Annotated in this window: 15 protein-coding genes and 1 pseudogene; 6 read left to right on the forward strand and 10 right to left on the reverse strand. The window is 72.4% G+C overall.

Annotated elements, in window-relative coordinates; translation table 11 throughout:
* Nucleotides 1-308: 308 nt before the first annotated feature.
* Nucleotides 309-1472 carry an NAD(P)/FAD-dependent oxidoreductase gene (locus GLX30_RS20155; protein ID WP_159690829.1) on the reverse strand — a complete coding sequence of 388 codons (1164 nt, stop codon included), beginning with the start codon at nucleotides 1470-1472 and terminating at the stop codon, nucleotides 309-311.
* 151 nt (nucleotides 1473-1623) lie between these two features.
* On the opposite strand from GLX30_RS20155, the gene GLX30_RS20160 reads away from it, so the two are divergent.
* The gene (locus GLX30_RS20160; RefSeq protein ID WP_159690832.1) at nucleotides 1624-2073 is read left to right on the forward strand and encodes a DoxX family membrane protein; all 450 of its coding nucleotides are present in this window, start codon (nucleotides 1624-1626) and stop codon (nucleotides 2071-2073) included.
* Nucleotides 2073-2534, forward strand: coding sequence for a Zn-ribbon domain-containing OB-fold protein (locus GLX30_RS20165; RefSeq protein ID WP_159690835.1), 462 nt, complete (start codon nucleotides 2073-2075; stop codon nucleotides 2532-2534). Before GLX30_RS20160 ends, GLX30_RS20165 begins: the two co-directional genes overlap by 1 nt.
* On the opposite strand, the gene GLX30_RS20170 is transcribed toward GLX30_RS20165, so the two are convergent.
* Entirely contained in the window at nucleotides 2483-3163 is a 681-nt protein-coding gene (locus tag GLX30_RS20170) for a pyridoxal 5'-phosphate synthase (protein ID WP_159690838.1), read from the reverse strand. The genes GLX30_RS20165 and GLX30_RS20170 overlap by 52 nt on opposite strands.
* 37 nt (nucleotides 3164-3200) lie before the next feature.
* A complete protein-coding gene (locus tag GLX30_RS20175) occupies nucleotides 3201-4370 on the reverse strand; it encodes an acetyl-CoA acetyltransferase (protein ID WP_159690841.1) in 1170 nt (389 codons plus the stop codon).
* Between the two features lie 113 nt (nucleotides 4371-4483).
* Between GLX30_RS20175 and GLX30_RS20180 the strand changes: the two genes are divergently transcribed.
* Nucleotides 4484-5656 (forward strand): acyl-CoA dehydrogenase family protein, encoded by a 1173-nt coding sequence (locus GLX30_RS20180; protein ID WP_159690844.1) that lies wholly within the window; start codon nucleotides 4484-4486, stop codon nucleotides 5654-5656.
* A gap of 2 nt (nucleotides 5657-5658) precedes the next feature.
* On the opposite strand, the gene GLX30_RS20185 is transcribed toward GLX30_RS20180, so the two are convergent.
* The 3 genes and pseudogenes from GLX30_RS20185 to GLX30_RS20205 all read right to left on the reverse strand — a co-directional run bounded on the left by GLX30_RS20185 (nucleotide 5659) and on the right by GLX30_RS20205 (nucleotide 9902).
* Nucleotides 5659-6249 (reverse strand): hypothetical protein, encoded by a 591-nt coding sequence (locus tag GLX30_RS20185; protein WP_159690847.1) that lies wholly within the window; start codon nucleotides 6247-6249, stop codon nucleotides 5659-5661.
* A gap of 115 nt (nucleotides 6250-6364) precedes the next feature.
* Nucleotides 6365-8712, reverse strand: a pseudogene (locus GLX30_RS35910) (PQQ-binding-like beta-propeller repeat protein).
* Nucleotides 8713-8978: 266 nt separating this feature from the next.
* The gene (locus GLX30_RS20205; protein ID WP_159690856.1) at nucleotides 8979-9902 is read right to left on the reverse strand and encodes a VOC family protein; all 924 of its coding nucleotides are present in this window, start codon (nucleotides 9900-9902) and stop codon (nucleotides 8979-8981) included.
* 286 nt (nucleotides 9903-10188) lie between these two features.
* Here GLX30_RS20205 and GLX30_RS20210 point away from each other — a divergent pair, with 286 nt between their 5' ends.
* Both GLX30_RS20210 and GLX30_RS20215 read left to right on the forward strand, forming a co-directional pair.
* Nucleotides 10189-10836: a TetR family transcriptional regulator gene (locus tag GLX30_RS20210; protein WP_159690860.1), complete on the forward strand. Its 648-nt coding sequence runs from the start codon at nucleotides 10189-10191 to the stop codon at nucleotides 10834-10836.
* Nucleotides 10837-11016: 180 nt separating this feature from the next.
* Nucleotides 11017-11508, forward strand: a complete 492-nt coding sequence (locus GLX30_RS20215; RefSeq protein WP_159690862.1) for a hypothetical protein — start codon at nucleotides 11017-11019, stop codon at nucleotides 11506-11508.
* Between the two features lie 30 nt (nucleotides 11509-11538).
* On the opposite strand, the gene GLX30_RS20220 is transcribed toward GLX30_RS20215, so the two are convergent.
* From GLX30_RS20220 to GLX30_RS20230, 3 genes are read right to left on the reverse strand one after another with little or no spacing between them, the layout of a single operon-like run.
* Nucleotides 11539-12315 (reverse strand): enoyl-CoA hydratase/isomerase family protein, encoded by a 777-nt coding sequence (locus GLX30_RS20220; RefSeq protein ID WP_159690865.1) that lies wholly within the window; start codon nucleotides 12313-12315, stop codon nucleotides 11539-11541.
* Nucleotides 12312-12734, reverse strand: a complete 423-nt coding sequence (locus tag GLX30_RS20225; RefSeq protein ID WP_159690867.1) for an OB-fold domain-containing protein — start codon at nucleotides 12732-12734, stop codon at nucleotides 12312-12314. Before GLX30_RS20225 ends, GLX30_RS20220 begins: the two co-directional genes overlap by 4 nt.
* 1 nt (nucleotide 12735) lies before the next feature.
* Nucleotides 12736-13884: a lipid-transfer protein gene (locus tag GLX30_RS20230; RefSeq protein ID WP_159690870.1), complete on the reverse strand. Its 1149-nt coding sequence runs from the start codon at nucleotides 13882-13884 to the stop codon at nucleotides 12736-12738.
* A 66-nt stretch (nucleotides 13885-13950) separates the two neighbouring features.
* Between GLX30_RS20230 and GLX30_RS20235 the strand changes: the two genes are divergently transcribed.
* Nucleotides 13951-15516 (forward strand): FadD3 family acyl-CoA ligase, encoded by a 1566-nt coding sequence (locus GLX30_RS20235; protein WP_159690873.1) that lies wholly within the window; start codon nucleotides 13951-13953, stop codon nucleotides 15514-15516.
* Between the two features lie 59 nt (nucleotides 15517-15575).
* Here GLX30_RS20235 and GLX30_RS20240 read toward each other — a convergent pair whose 3' ends face one another.
* The gene (locus tag GLX30_RS20240) at nucleotides 15576-16790 is read right to left on the reverse strand and encodes a cytochrome P450 (protein WP_159690876.1); all 1215 of its coding nucleotides are present in this window, start codon (nucleotides 16788-16790) and stop codon (nucleotides 15576-15578) included.
* Between the last annotated feature and the right edge of the window lie 8 nt (nucleotides 16791-16798).

Consider the following 16798-nt stretch of genomic DNA (forward strand, 5'->3'; position numbering starts at 1 on the left):
CGGCCGCTTAACTGACGCACAGTCAGGTTAGCGAACTGACTGGTAGTCAGGAACCGTCGTGCGAGCGCGGAACGCGCCGGCGCCGCGTCCGGCCCGTCACGGTGGGCACGTCACTCCGCTTCGGGATGCACCACGGCGAGCGGGCGCGCGGCGGCCGCCGCCCTGGGGCGGGTCGCCTTGCGGAGGGGCCGGGTCCGCCGCGCGGCGGAGGCGGTCGCCTCGCGGAAGGGCCGGGTCCGCCGCGCGGCGGAGGCGTCGTCCGGCCGGAGCGGTACCCGCCCGGGGCCGTCGCGGTGTCGGCGGCGTCGCTACGCCAGCGCCTTCGCGATCTTGCGGGCGTCGATCGCCATCTCGCGGAGCATGCCACTGATCGGATTGGTGTAGCCGGTGAAGTACAGGCCCGGCGCCTGCGCCGGGGTACGGCCGCCGTGGACGACGGGCCGGCCACGCTCGTCGAGCACGCCGAGGTGTCCCACCATGCCCTCCAGGCCACGCCGGTAGCCGGTCGCGGCGATCACGGCGTCCGGGGACATCCGGGTACCGTCGGCCAGCACCGCCTTGCCGTCGTCGAACGACTCGAGGGCGGCGACGGGCTCCACCCTGCCCGTGCGCACGGCGTCTATCAGGCCGACGTCCTGCACGGGAACGGCGCCCTCCTTGACGCGCGAGTACAGGCCCGTGTCCGGGCGCGGCAGCCCTTGTGCGGCCAGGTCGGGTACGGCGATCCTGCTCATGACCTCGCCCGCCCGGTCCACCAGCCGCACCGGGAGCCGGCGGACCAGGATGCCGGTGCGCTGGGCGGGCCAGCCCGCGGTGGAGCGGCGCACGATGTGCGGGACGGTGCGCACGGCCAGCCGTACGCGTGCGGCGCCGCCCTCCATGAGGTCGACGGCGATCTCGGCGCCGGTGTTGCCCACGCCGACGACGAGCACGTCCTTGCCCGCGAAGGGTCCGGGGTTGCGGTACTCGGCGGCGTGCAGCAGCCGGCCCTGGTACGCGTCGCGGCCCGGCCAGTCGGGCAGATGCGGGGTGTGGTTGTAGCCCGTGGCCACCACGACCGCCCGCCCGGTCAGCCGACGGCCGCCGGTGGCGTGCAGCAGCCAGTCGTCCCCGGCCGGCTCGATGCGGGACACCTCGACGCCGGTGACGATCTCCAGTGCGTGGAACTCCGCGTACTTGTCGAGGTAGCGGACGACGTCGTCACGCGAGACCCAGCGGCCGAACGAGCGGGGCATCGGCAGGCCGGGCAGCGCGGAGAGCCTGCGGGTGGTGTGCAGATGGAGCCGGTCGTAGTGCCGCCGCCAGGAGGCGCCGACCGACTCGGACCTCTCGAGCACCACCGCCCGTACGCCCCGCCGCCGCAGCGCGGCCGCGGCGGCGAGACCGCCGGGGCCGCCGCCGACTACGTACACCGGGCGGTCGTTCGTCCGGTCGATGCCCGGGTATCTGTCGGAGTCCTTTTCGTCGGCCATGAGCGTGAGCGTAATGACCCGCCGGTTTGATGGGTCTCAGTCAAGACGGAGTTCGGTTGCGAATCGGTCACGGTCCCGCCCTCTTGCGGCCGCCGCCTCCTTCCGCTGAACTGACGTACCGTCAGAAACCAATGCGAGGGGAGTCCGGGGCATGCGGACGATATTGCTCACCGGTGCCGAATGGACCGCCGTTCTGCGCATCGGCCTCGGCCTGTGGTGGCTGGAGAGCTGGCGCCACAAGGACCGCGAAGGCTGGCTCCGACGCGGTACGGGTATCACCTGGGCGGCCGGCGTCGCCGCGGAGCACCGCTGGCAGTTCGTCCGGACCGGCTTCGACAAGGTGGTGGCACCCCGGCCCAAGGCGATGGCGTACCTCGTCGTGCACGCGGAACTCGCCCTCGGCCTCGGCCTGATCAGCGGGTTCCTGACCCCGGTCGCGCTGGTCGGCGGACTGCTGCTCAATCTGCTCTACCTGGTGCTGATGATCCACGACTGGGCGGAGCAGGGGCAGAACGCCATGATGGCCCTGATCTCCCTCGTCGCCCTTTTCGCCATGTCCTGGCAGGTGTGGTCGCTCGACGACGCGATCGGACTGTTCTGATGGCCCGGCATCCGTCGACGCCCGGCATCGACGACTTCACCCGCCCCTACTGGGACGCGGCCGCCGCGGGCCGACTGCTGATCCGCCGCTGCGCCGACTGCGGGCGGGCGCACCACTATCCGCGCGAGTTCTGCCCGCACTGCTGGAGCGACGACGTGGGCTGGGAGCGGGCCGCCGGCCACGCCACGCTCTACACCTGGTCCGTCGTGCACCGCAACGACCTGCCGCCCTTCACGGACCGCGTGCCCTACACGGCGGCGCTGGTCGAACTCGCCGAAGGAGTACGGATGATGACCGAGGTCGTGGAGTGCGAGCCGGACCGGCTGGCCGTCGGGATGGAGCTGACGGTCGCCTTCCGTACGGGAGAGGACGGCGTCAGCGTCCCGGTCTTCCGGCCGGCCGGACCCCCTCAGGGCCAGAGCAGTTCCCGCTCCCACTTCCCACCGGCGGCCCGCCGGTAGCGCAGCCGCACATGCCGGCGCTGTTCGTCGCCCTGGAAGAACTCGGCCTCGCGCGGCCGGAGCACATACCGGGTCCATGTCGGCACCGGTGCGTCCGGCTCGACCCGCGCCTTCTCCCACGCGGCCTGCGAGGCACGCGCCAACTCCTCCACGGAGCCCAGCACATCGCTCTGCCGCCCGGTCAGCGCCGCCGCCAGCGCGCCCGTCGAGCGGGCGTGCAGATCCGCCGCGCTCTCTTCCGCGGTGGTGGGGACGACCCGGCCCCTTACCCTGACCTGGCGGCCCTGCGTGGCCCAGTAGAAGACGAGCGACGCCTCCGGCGCGGCCACCAGCTGCCGGCCCTTCGCGCTGGTGGCGTGCGAGGCGAAGTGCCAGCCGTGTTCGTCGGCGTCGTGGAGCATCACGATCCGCGCGTCCGGACGCCCCTGGGCGTCCACCGTCGCCAGGGTCATGGTGTGCGGCTCCGGCTGGCCGGCCGCCACGGCCTCGCCGAACCACCGGTGGAACAGCGGCAGCGGCTCACCGGGCGCGCCGGCCGGGTCGAACCCGGGCAGCACGACGTCCCAGACGCGCTGCGCGTGCAACAGGGCGCGGAAGGCCGCCTGCGGGTCGCGCTCTTCATGGTTCATGGACGCATTCAACCTCCCCGGCCTCCGCCGGGGGAGATCAGCCCCGCCCCAGCACCACCGTCCCCGACGAGCAGAACCAGCCGCCCGTCCCCGACGCCACCGCGAGCGCCGGCAGCCGCCCGCCCGGCCCCCGTACCTGGTGGGCGCCGGCCTCGCCCCGCAGCTGCCGCACGGCCTCCACCAGGAGGAACAGCCCCCGCATGCCGGGGTGGCAGGCGGAGAGGCCGCCTCCGTCGGTGTTGACCGGCAGCTCCCCGTCCCGCAGCAGCCGCCGCTGCTCGACGAAGGCGCCGCCCTCGCCCTTGGCGCAGAAGCCGAGATCCTCCAGCGTCACCAGGGTCATATAGGTGAAGGCGTCGTAGATCTCCGCGATGTCGATCTCGTCGGGCCGCACCCCCGCCCGCTCGAAGGCGAGCCGGCCGCTCACCGCCGCGGGGGAGACGGTGAAGTCGTCCCACTCCGACATGGTGGTGTGGGACACGTGCTCACCGGTGCCGAGGATCCACACCGGGTCCTTCGCCGTGTCCGGTACGTACTCCTCCGCGGCCAGCAGCACCGCGCAGCCGCCGTCGCTGCGGATGCAGCAGTGCAGCTTGGTGAACGGGTCGGCGATCACCGGGCCGTCCAGCACGTCGTCGACGGTGATCGGATCACGGAACATGGCGTCCTCGTTGGCGGCGGCGTTGGCCCGCGCCTGGACCGCGACCTGGGCGAGTTGCTCCAGGGTCGTGCCGTACCGGTGCATGTGGCGGCGCGCGGCCATCGCGTACTTGGCGACGAGGGTGTGCCCGTACGGCACCTCGAACTGGAGCGGGCCACGGGTGCCGAAGGACAGGTCGGAGGTACGCCGTCCCGCCTTGATGTCGGCTCGGGCGGTGGACCCGTAGACCAACAGGACCACATTGGCGTGACCGGCGGCGACGGCGTCGGCCGCGTGCGCCGCCATGACCTCCCAGCTCGCTCCGCCGACCGCCGTGGAGTCCACCCAGAGGGGCCGCAGGCCGAGGTACTCGGCGACCTCGGCCGGCGCGAAGGTGCCGAGACCGGTCGAGGCGAGTCCGTCCACGACGGAGCGATCCAGGCCGGAGTCGGCGAGCGCCCGGCGGGCCGCCTGGGCGTGCAGCGCGTACGGGGTGAGGCCGTCGACGCGGCCGCAGTCCGAGAGGGCCGTGCCGACGACGGCGACCTTGCGCGGTGTGGTGGGCATGCATCTGACGGTACATCAGATAGCGGCCACCGAGGGGCGGGAGAAGTCTGTGCATCCGATCCACGAAGCCCTAACATGACGGCCCGTCAGAATGTCGTGGGCAGGAGCCGCCGATGGATGCCGCCTTCACCACCGAGCAGCACGAGATCCGCCGCACGCTACGCGAAGCGCTGACGGAACATGTCGGATCCGCCGCGGACGCCCGCACACCCGAGGGGTACGACACCGACCTGTGGACCCGCCTCGCGGGGCGGCTCGGCCTGCCCGGCCTCGCGATCCCCGCCCGGTACGGCGGCGCGGACCGCACCCTCACCGAGCTGGCGCTCGCCTGCGAGGAGAGCGGCCGGGTCCTGCTGCCGTCGCCCCTGCTCGCCACCGCGGGCCTCGCCGCCCCCCTGATCGCCGCACTCGGCACCCCCGCACAACGCGCCGAGCTCCTTCCCCGGATCGCGGACTCCTCGCTGACCTGCGCGCTCGCCGTCCCCGGCAACCTCGCGGAGGCGCTCGCGCTGACCGGCGACAACACGGCCGGCGCATGGGCGGGCGGCGGCAGGGCCGGCGGCATCCAGGCCAGGCGGACCGGCGACGGCTGGAACCTCTACGGCGAGGCCCCGCAGGTGCTCGACGGCCACAGTGCCCGGCTGCTGCTCGTCGCCGCCCACACGGGTGGCTTCCCGCGCAGCCGCCCCCTGCTCTTCCAGGTCGACGCCGACGCACCCGGCCTGACCCGCACCCGGCTCACGGCACTCGACGGGACCCGCCCGCAGGCGCGGCTCGAACTCCGCGACAGCCCCGCCCGGCTCCTCGGCGAGGACGGCGCCGACGTGCCCGGTGCCCTGTGCGCCACCGGCCGCGGTGCGGCGACCCTTCTCGCGGCGGAAGCGGCCGGCGCGGCGGCGGGCGCGCTGTCGACAACCGTGGAGCGCGTCAGGGCACGGGAACAGAGGGGCCACCCCGTCGGCTCCGTCCAGGCCGTCGAACACCGGCTCGCCGATCTGTACGTCCACGTCCAGGCGGCCCGCTCAGCGGCGTACTACGCGGCAGGGGACCCGGCGGCCGGTGCCCTGGCACTCGCCCAGTGCCTCGAGACGCTGCGGACGGTCGCGGGCGAGACGATCCAACTGCACGGCGGCACCGGCTTCACCTGGGAACACGAGGTGCATCTGTACGTCAAACGGGCCGCGGCCGACGAACTGCTCTTCGGCCCCGTGCACCGGCTGCGCGACGCCGCCGCCGAACGGGCCGGGCTGTTCGCGTTCTCCGAGGAGGCCGCCGGCCGGCCGTGACGCTACCGCGTGTGCCGGGGCGGAGGCTCCTCGTCCCCGTAGTGGGTGCCAGCGTCGTACCGGTCCTGGCCCGGATAGGGGCCGGTGCTGTTCGGGTCCCGGCCGTACGGACCCCAGTCGTCCGCCGCTGCCGGGACATGGCCCGGTGGCTCCTCGTCGTACGGCTCCTCACGCCTGCGGCGCAGCGCGCGGCGACCGCTCATCAGCGCGGCGGCCAACAGCAGCAGCACGCCTCCGCCGAACGAGAGCGCCACGCCGAGTCCGAGCCCGTCCCCGCCCGCCGTGAGGCTGCCGGCGGCCTGCCCCTGCCGGACCATCCAGAGGACGGTGAACCCGAGGACGACCACGCCGGCGAGCGCCACCACGAGGCGGGAGCGCAGCAGCAGACCGATCAGGGTCAGCAGTGCGGCGAAGGCCATGGGGAGCAGGAGGGAAGTGAAGAGCTCGCCCTCGTTCGAGGTAATGCCGGTGAACAGGTCCTGTATGCGGTAGTCGCGCCCCTGCCGGCCGTCGTACCAGTCACGGAAGGGGCTCCATACGGCGGCCGTCGCTCCGATGAGAGCGAGGATCGAGCCGATGACGTTGCGGATCATCGCCGGCCTCCTTCTGCCGCCGCAGCCGACGGCGACACGCGGCGGGTACCCAGCGGATCCGTTCTGAACCGGGGGTATGGCGGGGAGGGGACAAGCCCGCCGCAGGCGCTGCGCGTCAGCGCGTCGCCGCGCCCCGGCCCGTCGCCGTCCCCTTCACCGCGTCCAGCGCATACACGCACCGGTCCTTGCTGCACGCGTACACCACACCGTTCCGTGCCACCGGCGATCCCGTGATCTCGCCGCCGGTCGCCAGCTTCCAGCGGAGCTGGCCGCCGCTCGCGTCGAGCGTGTAGAGGACGTGGTCGGCGGAGCCGAAGTGGACGCGGCCGTCGGCGACGACCGGTGTGCCGACGACCTCCCCGCCGGCCGCGAAGCGCCACATCGGGGTGCCGGTCACGGCGTCGAGGGTGTAGAGCGCCGAGCCGCTGCCGACGTGGACGTTGCCGCCCGCGACGAGTACCGGTTCGCTGGACTGGCGGGACTCCGTGGCGATGCGCCACCGGTCCTTGCCGGTGGTGGCGTCCAGCGCGTAGACGGTGCCGAGGTAGTCGGCGAGGTACACGCCGCCGCCGGTCACGGCGGGGCCCGGCGCGAACGCGGGCGGCGAGAGGAACACCGCGGGCGCCTCGAAGTGCCAGCGCACCAGTCCGGACGTGATGTCGACGGCGAGCACCCGCGTACCGGCGGAGACGTACACGTAGCCGTCGGGTGCCGGCTGCACCCGTACGGGCACGTTTCCGCACGAGGCCGCGTCCCCGATCGGGTAGGACCAGCGTTCGTCGCCGGTGCGGGCCTCGAGGGCGCGCAGCCGCGCGTCCTTCCACACGTACACCGTGTCGCCGAAGATCGCGGGGCCGGCCTCCGGTGTCTCGAAGTCGCTCTGGGCGCCGGTGATCTCCCACAGCTTCTCGCCGTTGGAGGCCTCCCACGCCTGTACCCCGCCGCCGCGGGTGCCGGTGAGGACGGTGCCGCGGTCGACCTTGAGGGAGTAGACCCAGGCGTCGGTCTGGAGCCGCCAGCGTTCGTTGCCGGTGGCGGCGTCGAGCGCGTACAGCGTCGGACCGTCGGAGGCGTGGATACGGCCGGCGGCGACGGCCATCGCCCAGGCCACGTCCCGCGTCTTGAACTGGCGGCGACCGGTCCCCACGTCCAGCGCGTGCACTTCGAACGAGGTGACGTACAGCAGGTCGCCGTCGACGACCGGTGTTCCCCACACGTCGTTCGACATGCGGAAACGCCAGGGCCGCCAGTGGGCGGGGCCGGCGTCCGGCGCTTGCGTGGGGGCGGGACGGGTGCCGGCGGCGCGGCCACCGCGCCCCCGTGGGCGTCGGTACCGCCGAGTCCGGCGGGCGGCCGCACCCAGCCGGTGGCGGGCCCGGCCTCCGCGACCACGGCGCGGCCGGTGTCGGCGACCCGGGGGCCGGGTCCGATGGGAACGTTGGAGCCGGGCAGTCGCACCGCGCCGCCCGGGGTCTGCGGAGGCACTGCCTGCGGCTGGGGCGGCGCCGGCGGGACGGGCGGCGGAGTGGGGCGTGAGGGCGCGGGGCGCTGGGGCGTGGCCTGCGGGCGGCCGCCACCGCGACGGGTCTCGATCATGGCGGTGGCCGAGGTCGGCAGCCATGCGGAGGCGGTGCCGCTGTCGTCGCCGCCGGAGGAGAAGAGATGGGGCGCGAGCTGGGCCTGAAGGTCCTCGGGCGTGGGCCGCAGCCCGGCCTCCATCTGCATGCAGGAGTCGATCAGCGGCCGCAGCTCGTCCGGCAGTCCTTCGAGGTCCGGGCCTTCCCGCAGCAGCATGAAGACGGTCTCCACGGGGTTCGCGCCATGGAAGGGCGCGTGTCCGGTGGCGGCGAAGACCAGGGTGGAGCCGAGTGAGAAGACATCGCTGGCACCGGTCACGCTGCGGGAGTCGCGGGCCTGCTCGGGCGACATGTACGCGGGCGTACCGACGGCGACGTTGGTCATCGTCAGCCGGGTGTTCGAGACGCCGGACGCGATACCGAAGTCGATGACGCGCGGCCCGTCCTCCACCACCAGCACGTTGGACGGCTTGAGGTCGCGGTGCACGAGGCCCGCGCCGTGGATGGACTGCAGCGCCTCCGCGATGCCCGCCGCGAGCCATCGGACGGCCTGGGCGGGCAGGGGCCCGCATTCGTTGATGATCTCCTCGAGGGAGGGCGCGGGAACGTACGCGGTGGCCAGCCACGGCACCGCGGCGCGCGGGTCGGCGTCGACCACGGCGGCGGTGTAGAAGCCGCTGACCGCGCGGGCCGCCTCCACCTCGCGCGTGAAGCGGACGCGGAACAGCTGGTCCTCCGCGAGCTCGGTCCGCACGGTCTTGATCGCGACCCGGCGGCCGGACGCCGACCTGGCGAGATAGACCAGTCCCATTCCACCGGCACCGAGCCGGCCCAGCACCTCGAACGGACCGATCCGTCTCGGGTCGTGCTGCGTCAGCTGCTCCATACCTGCGTGCCACCTCCCCGTACGGGCTCCCACGAAATGGAGCCCGTCACTTACAGCCCCGTGCAGGGTCTCACCATCGAGCCCCTCAGCGGTGAGCACCCTGATTCTTCCTGTACGGAGCCACGGTTGCGAACCCGGGGGCGGATCGGGGTGTCTCACCGCGTTTCGGGCACCGCTGTGAGCGCGGTCACCGGCCGGCCCCTGGCAGGCGCCGGGCGATGAGGGTGGGCGGCCCCGCCCACCTGAGGCCGGCTCAGCTCGTCGCTTCAGGCGCTCTTGGCGGCCTCTCCGTCCTCCTCCGACGCGTCGCGGTCCGGCCTTCGAGTCCCGCCCCTCCCGGACTCCGGCCGTGTCCCGCCGCTCTCGGTCTCCTGCGTCCTGCCTGGCGCGTCCGACCGGTCCGGCTCCGCCAGCACGGCGAAGGTGGCCCCTTGGTTGTCACCGAACACGGCGATCCGCCCGTACGGGGTGTCGGAGGCGACGGTGCGGACCCGGCCGCCGAGGCGGACGACGGACTCGGCCGTCGCGTCGCAGTCGGTGACGCGGAAGTAGACGAGGAAGTGGTCGGGCATCTCCGGCGGGAACTCGTCCGTGATCGCGCTGCGTCCGCCGACGGCCGTGCTCTCGCCCGGTTCCGTACCGGCCGGCGACCACATGCGGAAGCCGGCCATGGTGCCGGTGAGGTCCGTGCCCTGGAAGTGGAACACGGACTCGTAGAAGTCGTCCGCGCGCTCTTGGTCCCGGGTGTAGACCTCGGTCCAGCAGAACGAGTTCGGCTCGCCCTGCTTCTCGAAGCCCTGCCGGGTGCCCGCCTGCCACAGGCCGAACACCGCGCCGCCGGGGTCCGCGGCGACCGCGGAGATGCCCGCGGAGTCGACGGGCAGCGGGTCGTTGATCAGCCGGCCGCCGTGGTCGGCGATGCGCCGGCCGAGGGCCTTGGCGTCGGGGGTGGCGAAGTAGACGCCCCAGACGGTGGGCATGCGGCCGTCCCGCTTGGGAGTCAGGGCGCCGACCAGCCGGCCGTCGCTGAAGGCGTCGGCGTAGCGACCGCGCATACCGCCGGGGACGTGGCCGCCGCCCCGTTCGGTGAAGGTCCAGCCGAAGAGCTCGCCGTAGAAGCGCTTGCCCGCCTCCACGTCGGGGAGCGATGCGTCCACCCAGCACGGCGTGCCCTCTGTGAATGCGGCCATGGACCCGATCCCTTCCCTGGGTGTGGTGCCCGTCACCATCAAGCTAACGGCGCATCACTCGGGGCGCGCGGAATCAATTCGAACGTATGGGCGATATGTGCCGTTCCGGTAAGCGGTGAACGGTGGTCGAAAGGGATGTCCGGGGCGCTTCCGGCGAGGCCGATTCCGTCGAGTTGTCCACCGAAGTTGTCCACAGGCTGTTGATAACACTATTGCCCTCCATGGTCGGCACCCCATTTGCACTCGGCCGAATCGCGCGCCGATCACCCCTCGGTAAGCTGACGGCATGACAGGACAAGTGCGCACCGTCGACGGCCGGGTAGCCGGCCGACGCGGGCAGGCGACGCGGCAGAAACTGCTCGACTGCCTCAGCGAGATGCTCAGCTCGTCGCCGTACCGGGACGTCAAAGTCATCGACGTGGCCCGTAAAGCGGGCACTTCACCGGCGACGTTCTACCAGTACTTCCCGGACGTCGAGGGCGCCGTTCTCGAAATTGCCGAGGAAATGGCCAAGGAGGGCGCCGAGTTGACGGAGCTGGTCTCCGGCCGCTCCTGGGTCGGTAAGGCGGGCTGGCAGACGGCGGAGGAACTGGTCGAGGGTTTCCTCGACTTCTGGCGCCGCAACGACGCCATTCTCCGGGTGGTCGATCTCGGTGCCGCCGAGGGGGACAAGCGGTTCTACAAGATCCGTATGAAGATTCTCACCTCGGTCACCAACTCCCTCTCGGACGCCGTCAAGGAGCTCCAGGGCAAGGGCAAGGTCGACAAGGACGTCAGCCCCGGAGCGATGGCCGGATCGCTGGTGGCGATGCTGGCCGCGGTCGCCTCGCACCAGAAGGGCTTCACGACCTGGGGGGTCAAGCAGGCCGAACTCAAGCCCAACCTCGCCCTGTTGGTGCACCTCGGCATCACGGGCAAGAAGCCGGCGAAGTAACGGCCCCCGGAGCTGCCCGCCCGGTGCCGGGTGCGAGTCCTGTCACGCCGACGGCGGTCCCCCTGCGGGGGTTGACCGCCGTCGGCGTTCTCGTGTCCGGACGTGCCCCGTGACGCTGCTAGGGTGACGTGCGCTCGTCAACCGGGCCCATTCGCCGACACTTTCAACGGGGGTTGAAACGTGAAGATCCGTCATGTTCGCGCCATTGCCGTCTTCGGGATCGCGCTCGTCGCACTGACCGGGGCCCGTGGTTCCGGCGGCGGTGGCTGTGACAACTCCAGCAGTTCCGGCAGCTCTTCGAGCAGTGGCGGCAGCCACCGCGACGACGACAGCGCCGGCAGCACCGGCGGCGGCTCCCTCCCCGGTGGGTCAAGCGCGAACAAGGCCGCGCGCGACATCACCATCGACGAGTGCAAGTACGACGACGCGACGAAGGCACTCACCGCGAAGATCACCATCAACAACAGTGACTCGCTGGACTACGACTACGACGTCACCATGAAGTTCACCGGTGGCGTCGGCGGCACGGCCGTCCCGGCCACCGCGAGCGAGACGGCGATCGCCGTCGCCGCGGGCGCCTCGGAGACCACCGTGCTCACCACCCCGTACACCGGCTCCGGCGACGGCTCCGAGTACACCAAGTGCGAGGTCTCGCGGGCTTCCCGCAGCTGACCGGGGGGCGCCACGGCGCCCCGTCGGGCGTCAACGCAGCCGGAAGCCGCCCTTGCCCCGCCCCTCCTCGAACAACTCGGCCTGCCGCCGCGGCGGCAGGTTGCCGAGCGTGACCAGGTGCGGGGCGAGAGCGAGCGCCTGGGACCGTGACGCCTCGGTGGCCGACCACACGGCGCGTACCGTCCCCTGGACGGCGTCCGTCGGACACGACGCGATCACCGCCGCGGCCCGCAGCGCCGCCGCTGCCGCGCCGCCGGGCTCCGTCAGCTCGGAGACCAGGCCCACGTCGTACGCGCGGCGTGCCGTCAGCCGCTCAGCCGTGCCCATCAGGGCCGTCCGCGCCACCTCACCGGCCGGCATCCGCTGGGCCATGAGGACGGACTCGTAGGCGCTGACCATCCCGTACGTGGTGTGCGGATCGAAGAACGTCGCCTCGTGCGATGCGATCAGGAACTCGCTCTCGCCGAGAAGATAGAACGCCCCGCCGCAGGCCATGCCCTCGACGGCCGCGATCACCGGTTTCCACAGGTCGTTCGCCTTGGGGCCGATACCCAGCAGCGGATCGTCGAGGGAGTACGGCGAGGACGGCTGCGGCACCTCTGCCGAGCGGTCGATGCCCGTGCTGAACGCTCTGGTGCCCGCGCCCGTGATCACCGCTGCCCGGACCGCGTCGTCGCGCCGGAACTCCTGCCACGCGGCCCTCAGTTCGGTCGCTGTCTCCAGGTCGATGGCGTTGAGCCTGGCGGGCCGGTCGAGGGTGACCAGGGCGACGCCGGTGTCCTTGTCGGTCTCCACGCGCAGGCTCATGCGCGCTCCAGTCGCCAGCGGGGCAGCCCGTCCCGGGTGAACACCACGCGCACCCCGGCGCCGATGCGCAGCCGGGCCGGGTCGACCGAGTTCAGCGGGGCGTCGGGGGCGGCGACCACATTGCCGGCGAGCCGGATGCGGGGGGCGTCGAGCAGTTCGACGACGACCGCGTTGTAGGGGGCCTGTTCGGCGTAGCCGGGCAGCAGCGGCGGGTGCGGGAGCACGAACGACCAGATACGCCCCCGGCCGTTCATCAGGCGCCATTCGCTGTCGAAGGACCCGCAGTGGGGGCAGCAGGGCCGCGGCGGGAAGCGCGGTTCGCCGCAGGCGGGTGCGGCGCAGGCCTGGACGCGCAGTTCGCCTCTCGCCGCGTACGTCCAGAAGGGCGCGCCGTCGTCGTCGATGACCGGTCGCAGCATCTCAGCTCCTCAGCAGAAGGGCCGACGTCGGTACGCCCTCACCCGCTGTCACCAGGCAGGTCCGCGCGTCCGGCACCTGGGCCGTCGAGGCGCCCCGCAGTTGCTTGACGCCCTCGTTGATCAGGTTGAAGCCGTGCACGTAGGCCTCGCTGAGTCCGCCGCCCGCGGTGTTCAGGGGCAGGCGCCCGCCGATCTCCAGCGCCCCGCCCTCGGTGAAGGCCGCGCCCTCGCCCCGCCCGCAGAAGCCGTAGCCCTCCAGCGACAGTGGGATCAGGGGGGTGAACGCGTCGTATATCTGGGCCACGTGGACGTCGTCAGGACCGAAGTCGGCCTGCTTCCACAGGTGCCGTGCGGCCGTCCAGGCGGGGCCGGTGAGCGGGTCGTCGTTCCAGTAGTTGACCATTCCGTGGTGCTGGGCGGGCAGGCCCTGGGCGGCCGAGTGGATGTAGACGGGGCTGTGCCGGCAGTCGCGGGCGCGTTCGGCGCTCACGATGACGCAGGCGAGCGCGCCGTCCGTCTCGAGGCAGTTGTCGAAGAGGCAGAGCGGCTCGCTGATCCAGCGGGCGGTCATGTACATCTCGCGGGTGAGCGGGCGTTCGTACATGATCGCGGCCGGGTTCTGGTTGGCACGGTTGCGGCAGGCGAGGGCCACGTTGAAGAAGTGGTCTCGGGTCGCGCCGTACTCGTGCATGTAGCGGCGGGCGAGCACGCCGATCTCGTCGGCGGGCCGCAGCAGCCCGAAGGGACGGGTCCACTGGGCCGGGGTCGGCAGCTGGACCGTGGTGTTCGTCCAGGGCCGAGGGCCCGAGCCGCGTTTGCGTGAGCGCCATGCCACGCCGACGCTCGCCTGCCCGGTGGCGACGGCTCCGGCGAGGTGCGCCACGGTGGCGCACGAGCCGCCGCCCCCGTAGCCCACCTTGGAGAAGAAGGTGACGTCGCCCGCGCCGACGGCCTTGGCGAGCTCGACCTCGTCGGTCTCCTCCATCGTGTACGAGGCGAAGCCGTCCACCTCGGACGGGGCGATGCCGGCGTCCTCGAGAGCGGCGAGGACCGCCCGGCAGGCCAGTGTCTTCTCCGACTCGGGCAGTCGTCCGGCGAAGGCCGTCGAACCGATCCCGACGATCGCCGCCTTGTCCTTGAGGGTCGCCATGGCCGGAGCGTACAGCTAATCTGACGTACCGTCAGCTACTGCGCGGGGACGTACGGGAGGCATGTGATGCGACGCGGCGACCTGGCATGGGGCACCGTCCCGGAGCTGGTGCGAAGTGCGGCCCTGCGGTACGGACAGCGCGAGGCCGTCGTCGACGGCCGCACCCGCGTCCCGTACGCCGAGCTCGGCGACCGGGTCGAACGCGCCGCCGCGGCGTGCATCGCCTCCGGCGTCCGCAAGGGGGACCGGGTCGCCGTCTGGGCGCCCAACACCCTCGACTGGATCGTCTGCGCCCTCGGCGCCGTCACGGCGGGTGCCGTACTCGTCCCCCTCAACACCCGCTTCAAGGGAACCGAGGCGGCCGACGTCCTCAGGCGCTCACGGGCCAGACTCCTCTTCGTCACCGGCACCTTCCTCGGCACCTCATACGTCGCCTCCCTGCGCCGCTGCGGCGTGGAGCTCCCCGACCTGGAGCAGGTCGTCGTCCTCGCCGAGAGCGCGCCGCAGGAGTACCGCACCTGGAAGGACTTCCTCGCGGGCGGCGACGGCGTCGGCGCGCGGCAGGTGCGGGAGCGGGCCGGCACCGTCACCGCCGACGACCCCTCCGACCTCGTCTTCACCTCCGGCACCACCGGCCGCCCCAAGGGCGCCGTCATCACCCACGCCCAGACCCTGCGCTGCTACGACCTGTGGAGCGAGCTCGCCGGGCTGCGCGAGGGCGACCGCTATCTGATCGTGAACCCGTTCTTCCACACCTTCGGCTACAAGGCGGGCATCATCGCCTGCCTCACCCGCGGCGCCACGATGGTCCCCCAACCCGTCTTCAACGTGGAGACCGTCCTCGCCAACATCGCCGCGGAACGCATCTCCGTCCTCCCCGGCCCGCCGACCCTGCACCGGTCGCTGCTCGACCACCCGGCACGCGGCCGGCACGACCTGGGCACCCTGCGCCTCGTCGTCACCGGCGCCGCGGTCGTCCCCCTCGAACTGGTGGAACGGATCCGCGACGAACTGCGCGTCCCCACCGTCCTGACCGCCTACGGACTCTCGGAGGCGAGCGGGATCGTGACCATGTGCCGCCGGGGCGACGCCCCCGCCACCGTCGCCGCCACCTCCGGCCGTGCGATACCCGGCACGGAGGTCCGCGTCCTCGCGCCGCCGGGAGAGCCGGGGGAGGTACTGGTACGCGGTCACAACGTCATGCGCGGCTACTTCGAGGACCCCGAGGCCACGGCCCGCGCGATCACTCCCGACGGCTGGCTGCGCACCGGTGACGTCGGCGTCCTGGACGAGGCGGGGAACCTGCGCATCACCGACCGGATCAAGGACATGTTCATCGTCGGCGGCTTCAACGCCTACCCCGCGGAGATCGAGCAACTGCTCGGCCTGCACCCGGACGTCGCGGACGTCGCCGTCGTCGGCGTGCCCGACGAACGGCTCGGCGAGGTGGGCAAGGCGTACGCGGTCCGCCGGCCCGGGTCGACGCTCACCTCCGACGACCTGATCGCATGGTCACGGCGGGAGATGGCGAACTACAAGGTCCCCCGGCACGTGGAGTTCATGGCCGGGCTGCCCCGCAACGCGAGCGGGAAGGTACTGAAGACCGAGCTGCGCGACCGGCACGGCGGCTGAGCGCGGCACCGGCCCGGTCCCGCGCTGTCGCGGCACCGGGCCGGGCCCGTCTGCGGTGGTCAGCCGTGGAGGCGGACCGGGATCTCCTGCCACCCGTACGCGATGAACGAGGGCACCTGCTTCAGCTCGTCGGACGTGAACGCCGCGGTGAGGCCGGGGTAGCGGTCGAAGAGCGCCGGCAGCGCGGTCATCGCCTCCATACGGGCCAGCGGGGCGCCGATGCAGCGGTGCACACCGATACCGAAGGACAGATGGTCGTCGGCCGCGCGCGTGGCGTCGAAGGCCGCCGCGTCCTCGCCGTAGCGCGCCGGGTCGTTGCCCGCGGCGGCGTACGTCGTCAGGATCGCGTCGCCCGCCGGGACGGTGACCCCGCCGACGGTGATGTCGGACACCGCGAACCGCAGCGGCAGCGAAGCGATCGACGGACGGACCCGCAGCACCTCCTCGATCACCTGCTCCCAGCTGATCCTGCCGGCGCGCACGGCGGCCAGCTGCTCGGGGTGCTCGAGCAGTGCGACGACGGCGTTGCCGATCAGATTGACCGTCGTCTCGAAGCCGGCGCCGATGACGAGGAGCAGGGTGTAGAGAAGCTCCTCGTCACTGAGCCGGTCGCCGTCCTCGTCGCGGACCCGGATCAGCTCGGTCGTCATGTCGTCGCCGGGGTGCTCGGTCTTGTACCCGATGAGCGAGCCGAGGACCGTGCCGATCTGCTCCTGGACCCAGGCCGCCTGCTCCGGGCTCGGGTCGGAGGTGTCCATGAGCGCGGCGATCAGCCGGCCGGTTGCCTCGCGCAGATGCTCGGGCACGCCGAACAGCTCGCAGATCATCCGCATGGGCAGCGGATGCGCGAACGCGGCCTTCACGTCCACCACTTCGCCGTTCGCGCCCGCCGCGTCCAGGTCGGTCAGCAGCTCCTCGGTGATGGCCTCCACGCGGTCGCGCATTGCCTCGGTGCGCCGGGCGGTGAAGCTGGGGGCGACGAGCTTGCGCAGCCGGGTGTGGTCGCTGCCGTAGGTCGACAGCATGTTGACCACGCCGACCCAGCCGAGGATCCAGCCCCACTCGGGGCGCTCGCCGATCTCGGGGAACAGCGACCAGTGCTTACGCGGGTCCTTGCTGACCTGCGGGTCGAGGATCAGGGCCTTGAGGGTGTCGTAACCGGTCGGCGCCCAGGCGGGTATGCCGCCGGGCAGCTCGACGGGCACCACCGGACCGAGGGAACGGAGCTTCGCGCACTCGGCGATGATGTCGGCACCGAACGGATCGACGGCCACACGGGGGA

It is taken from the genome of Streptomyces sp. Tu 2975, from assembly GCF_009832925.1.
Classification (GTDB): domain Bacteria; phylum Actinomycetota; class Actinomycetes; order Streptomycetales; family Streptomycetaceae; genus Streptomyces.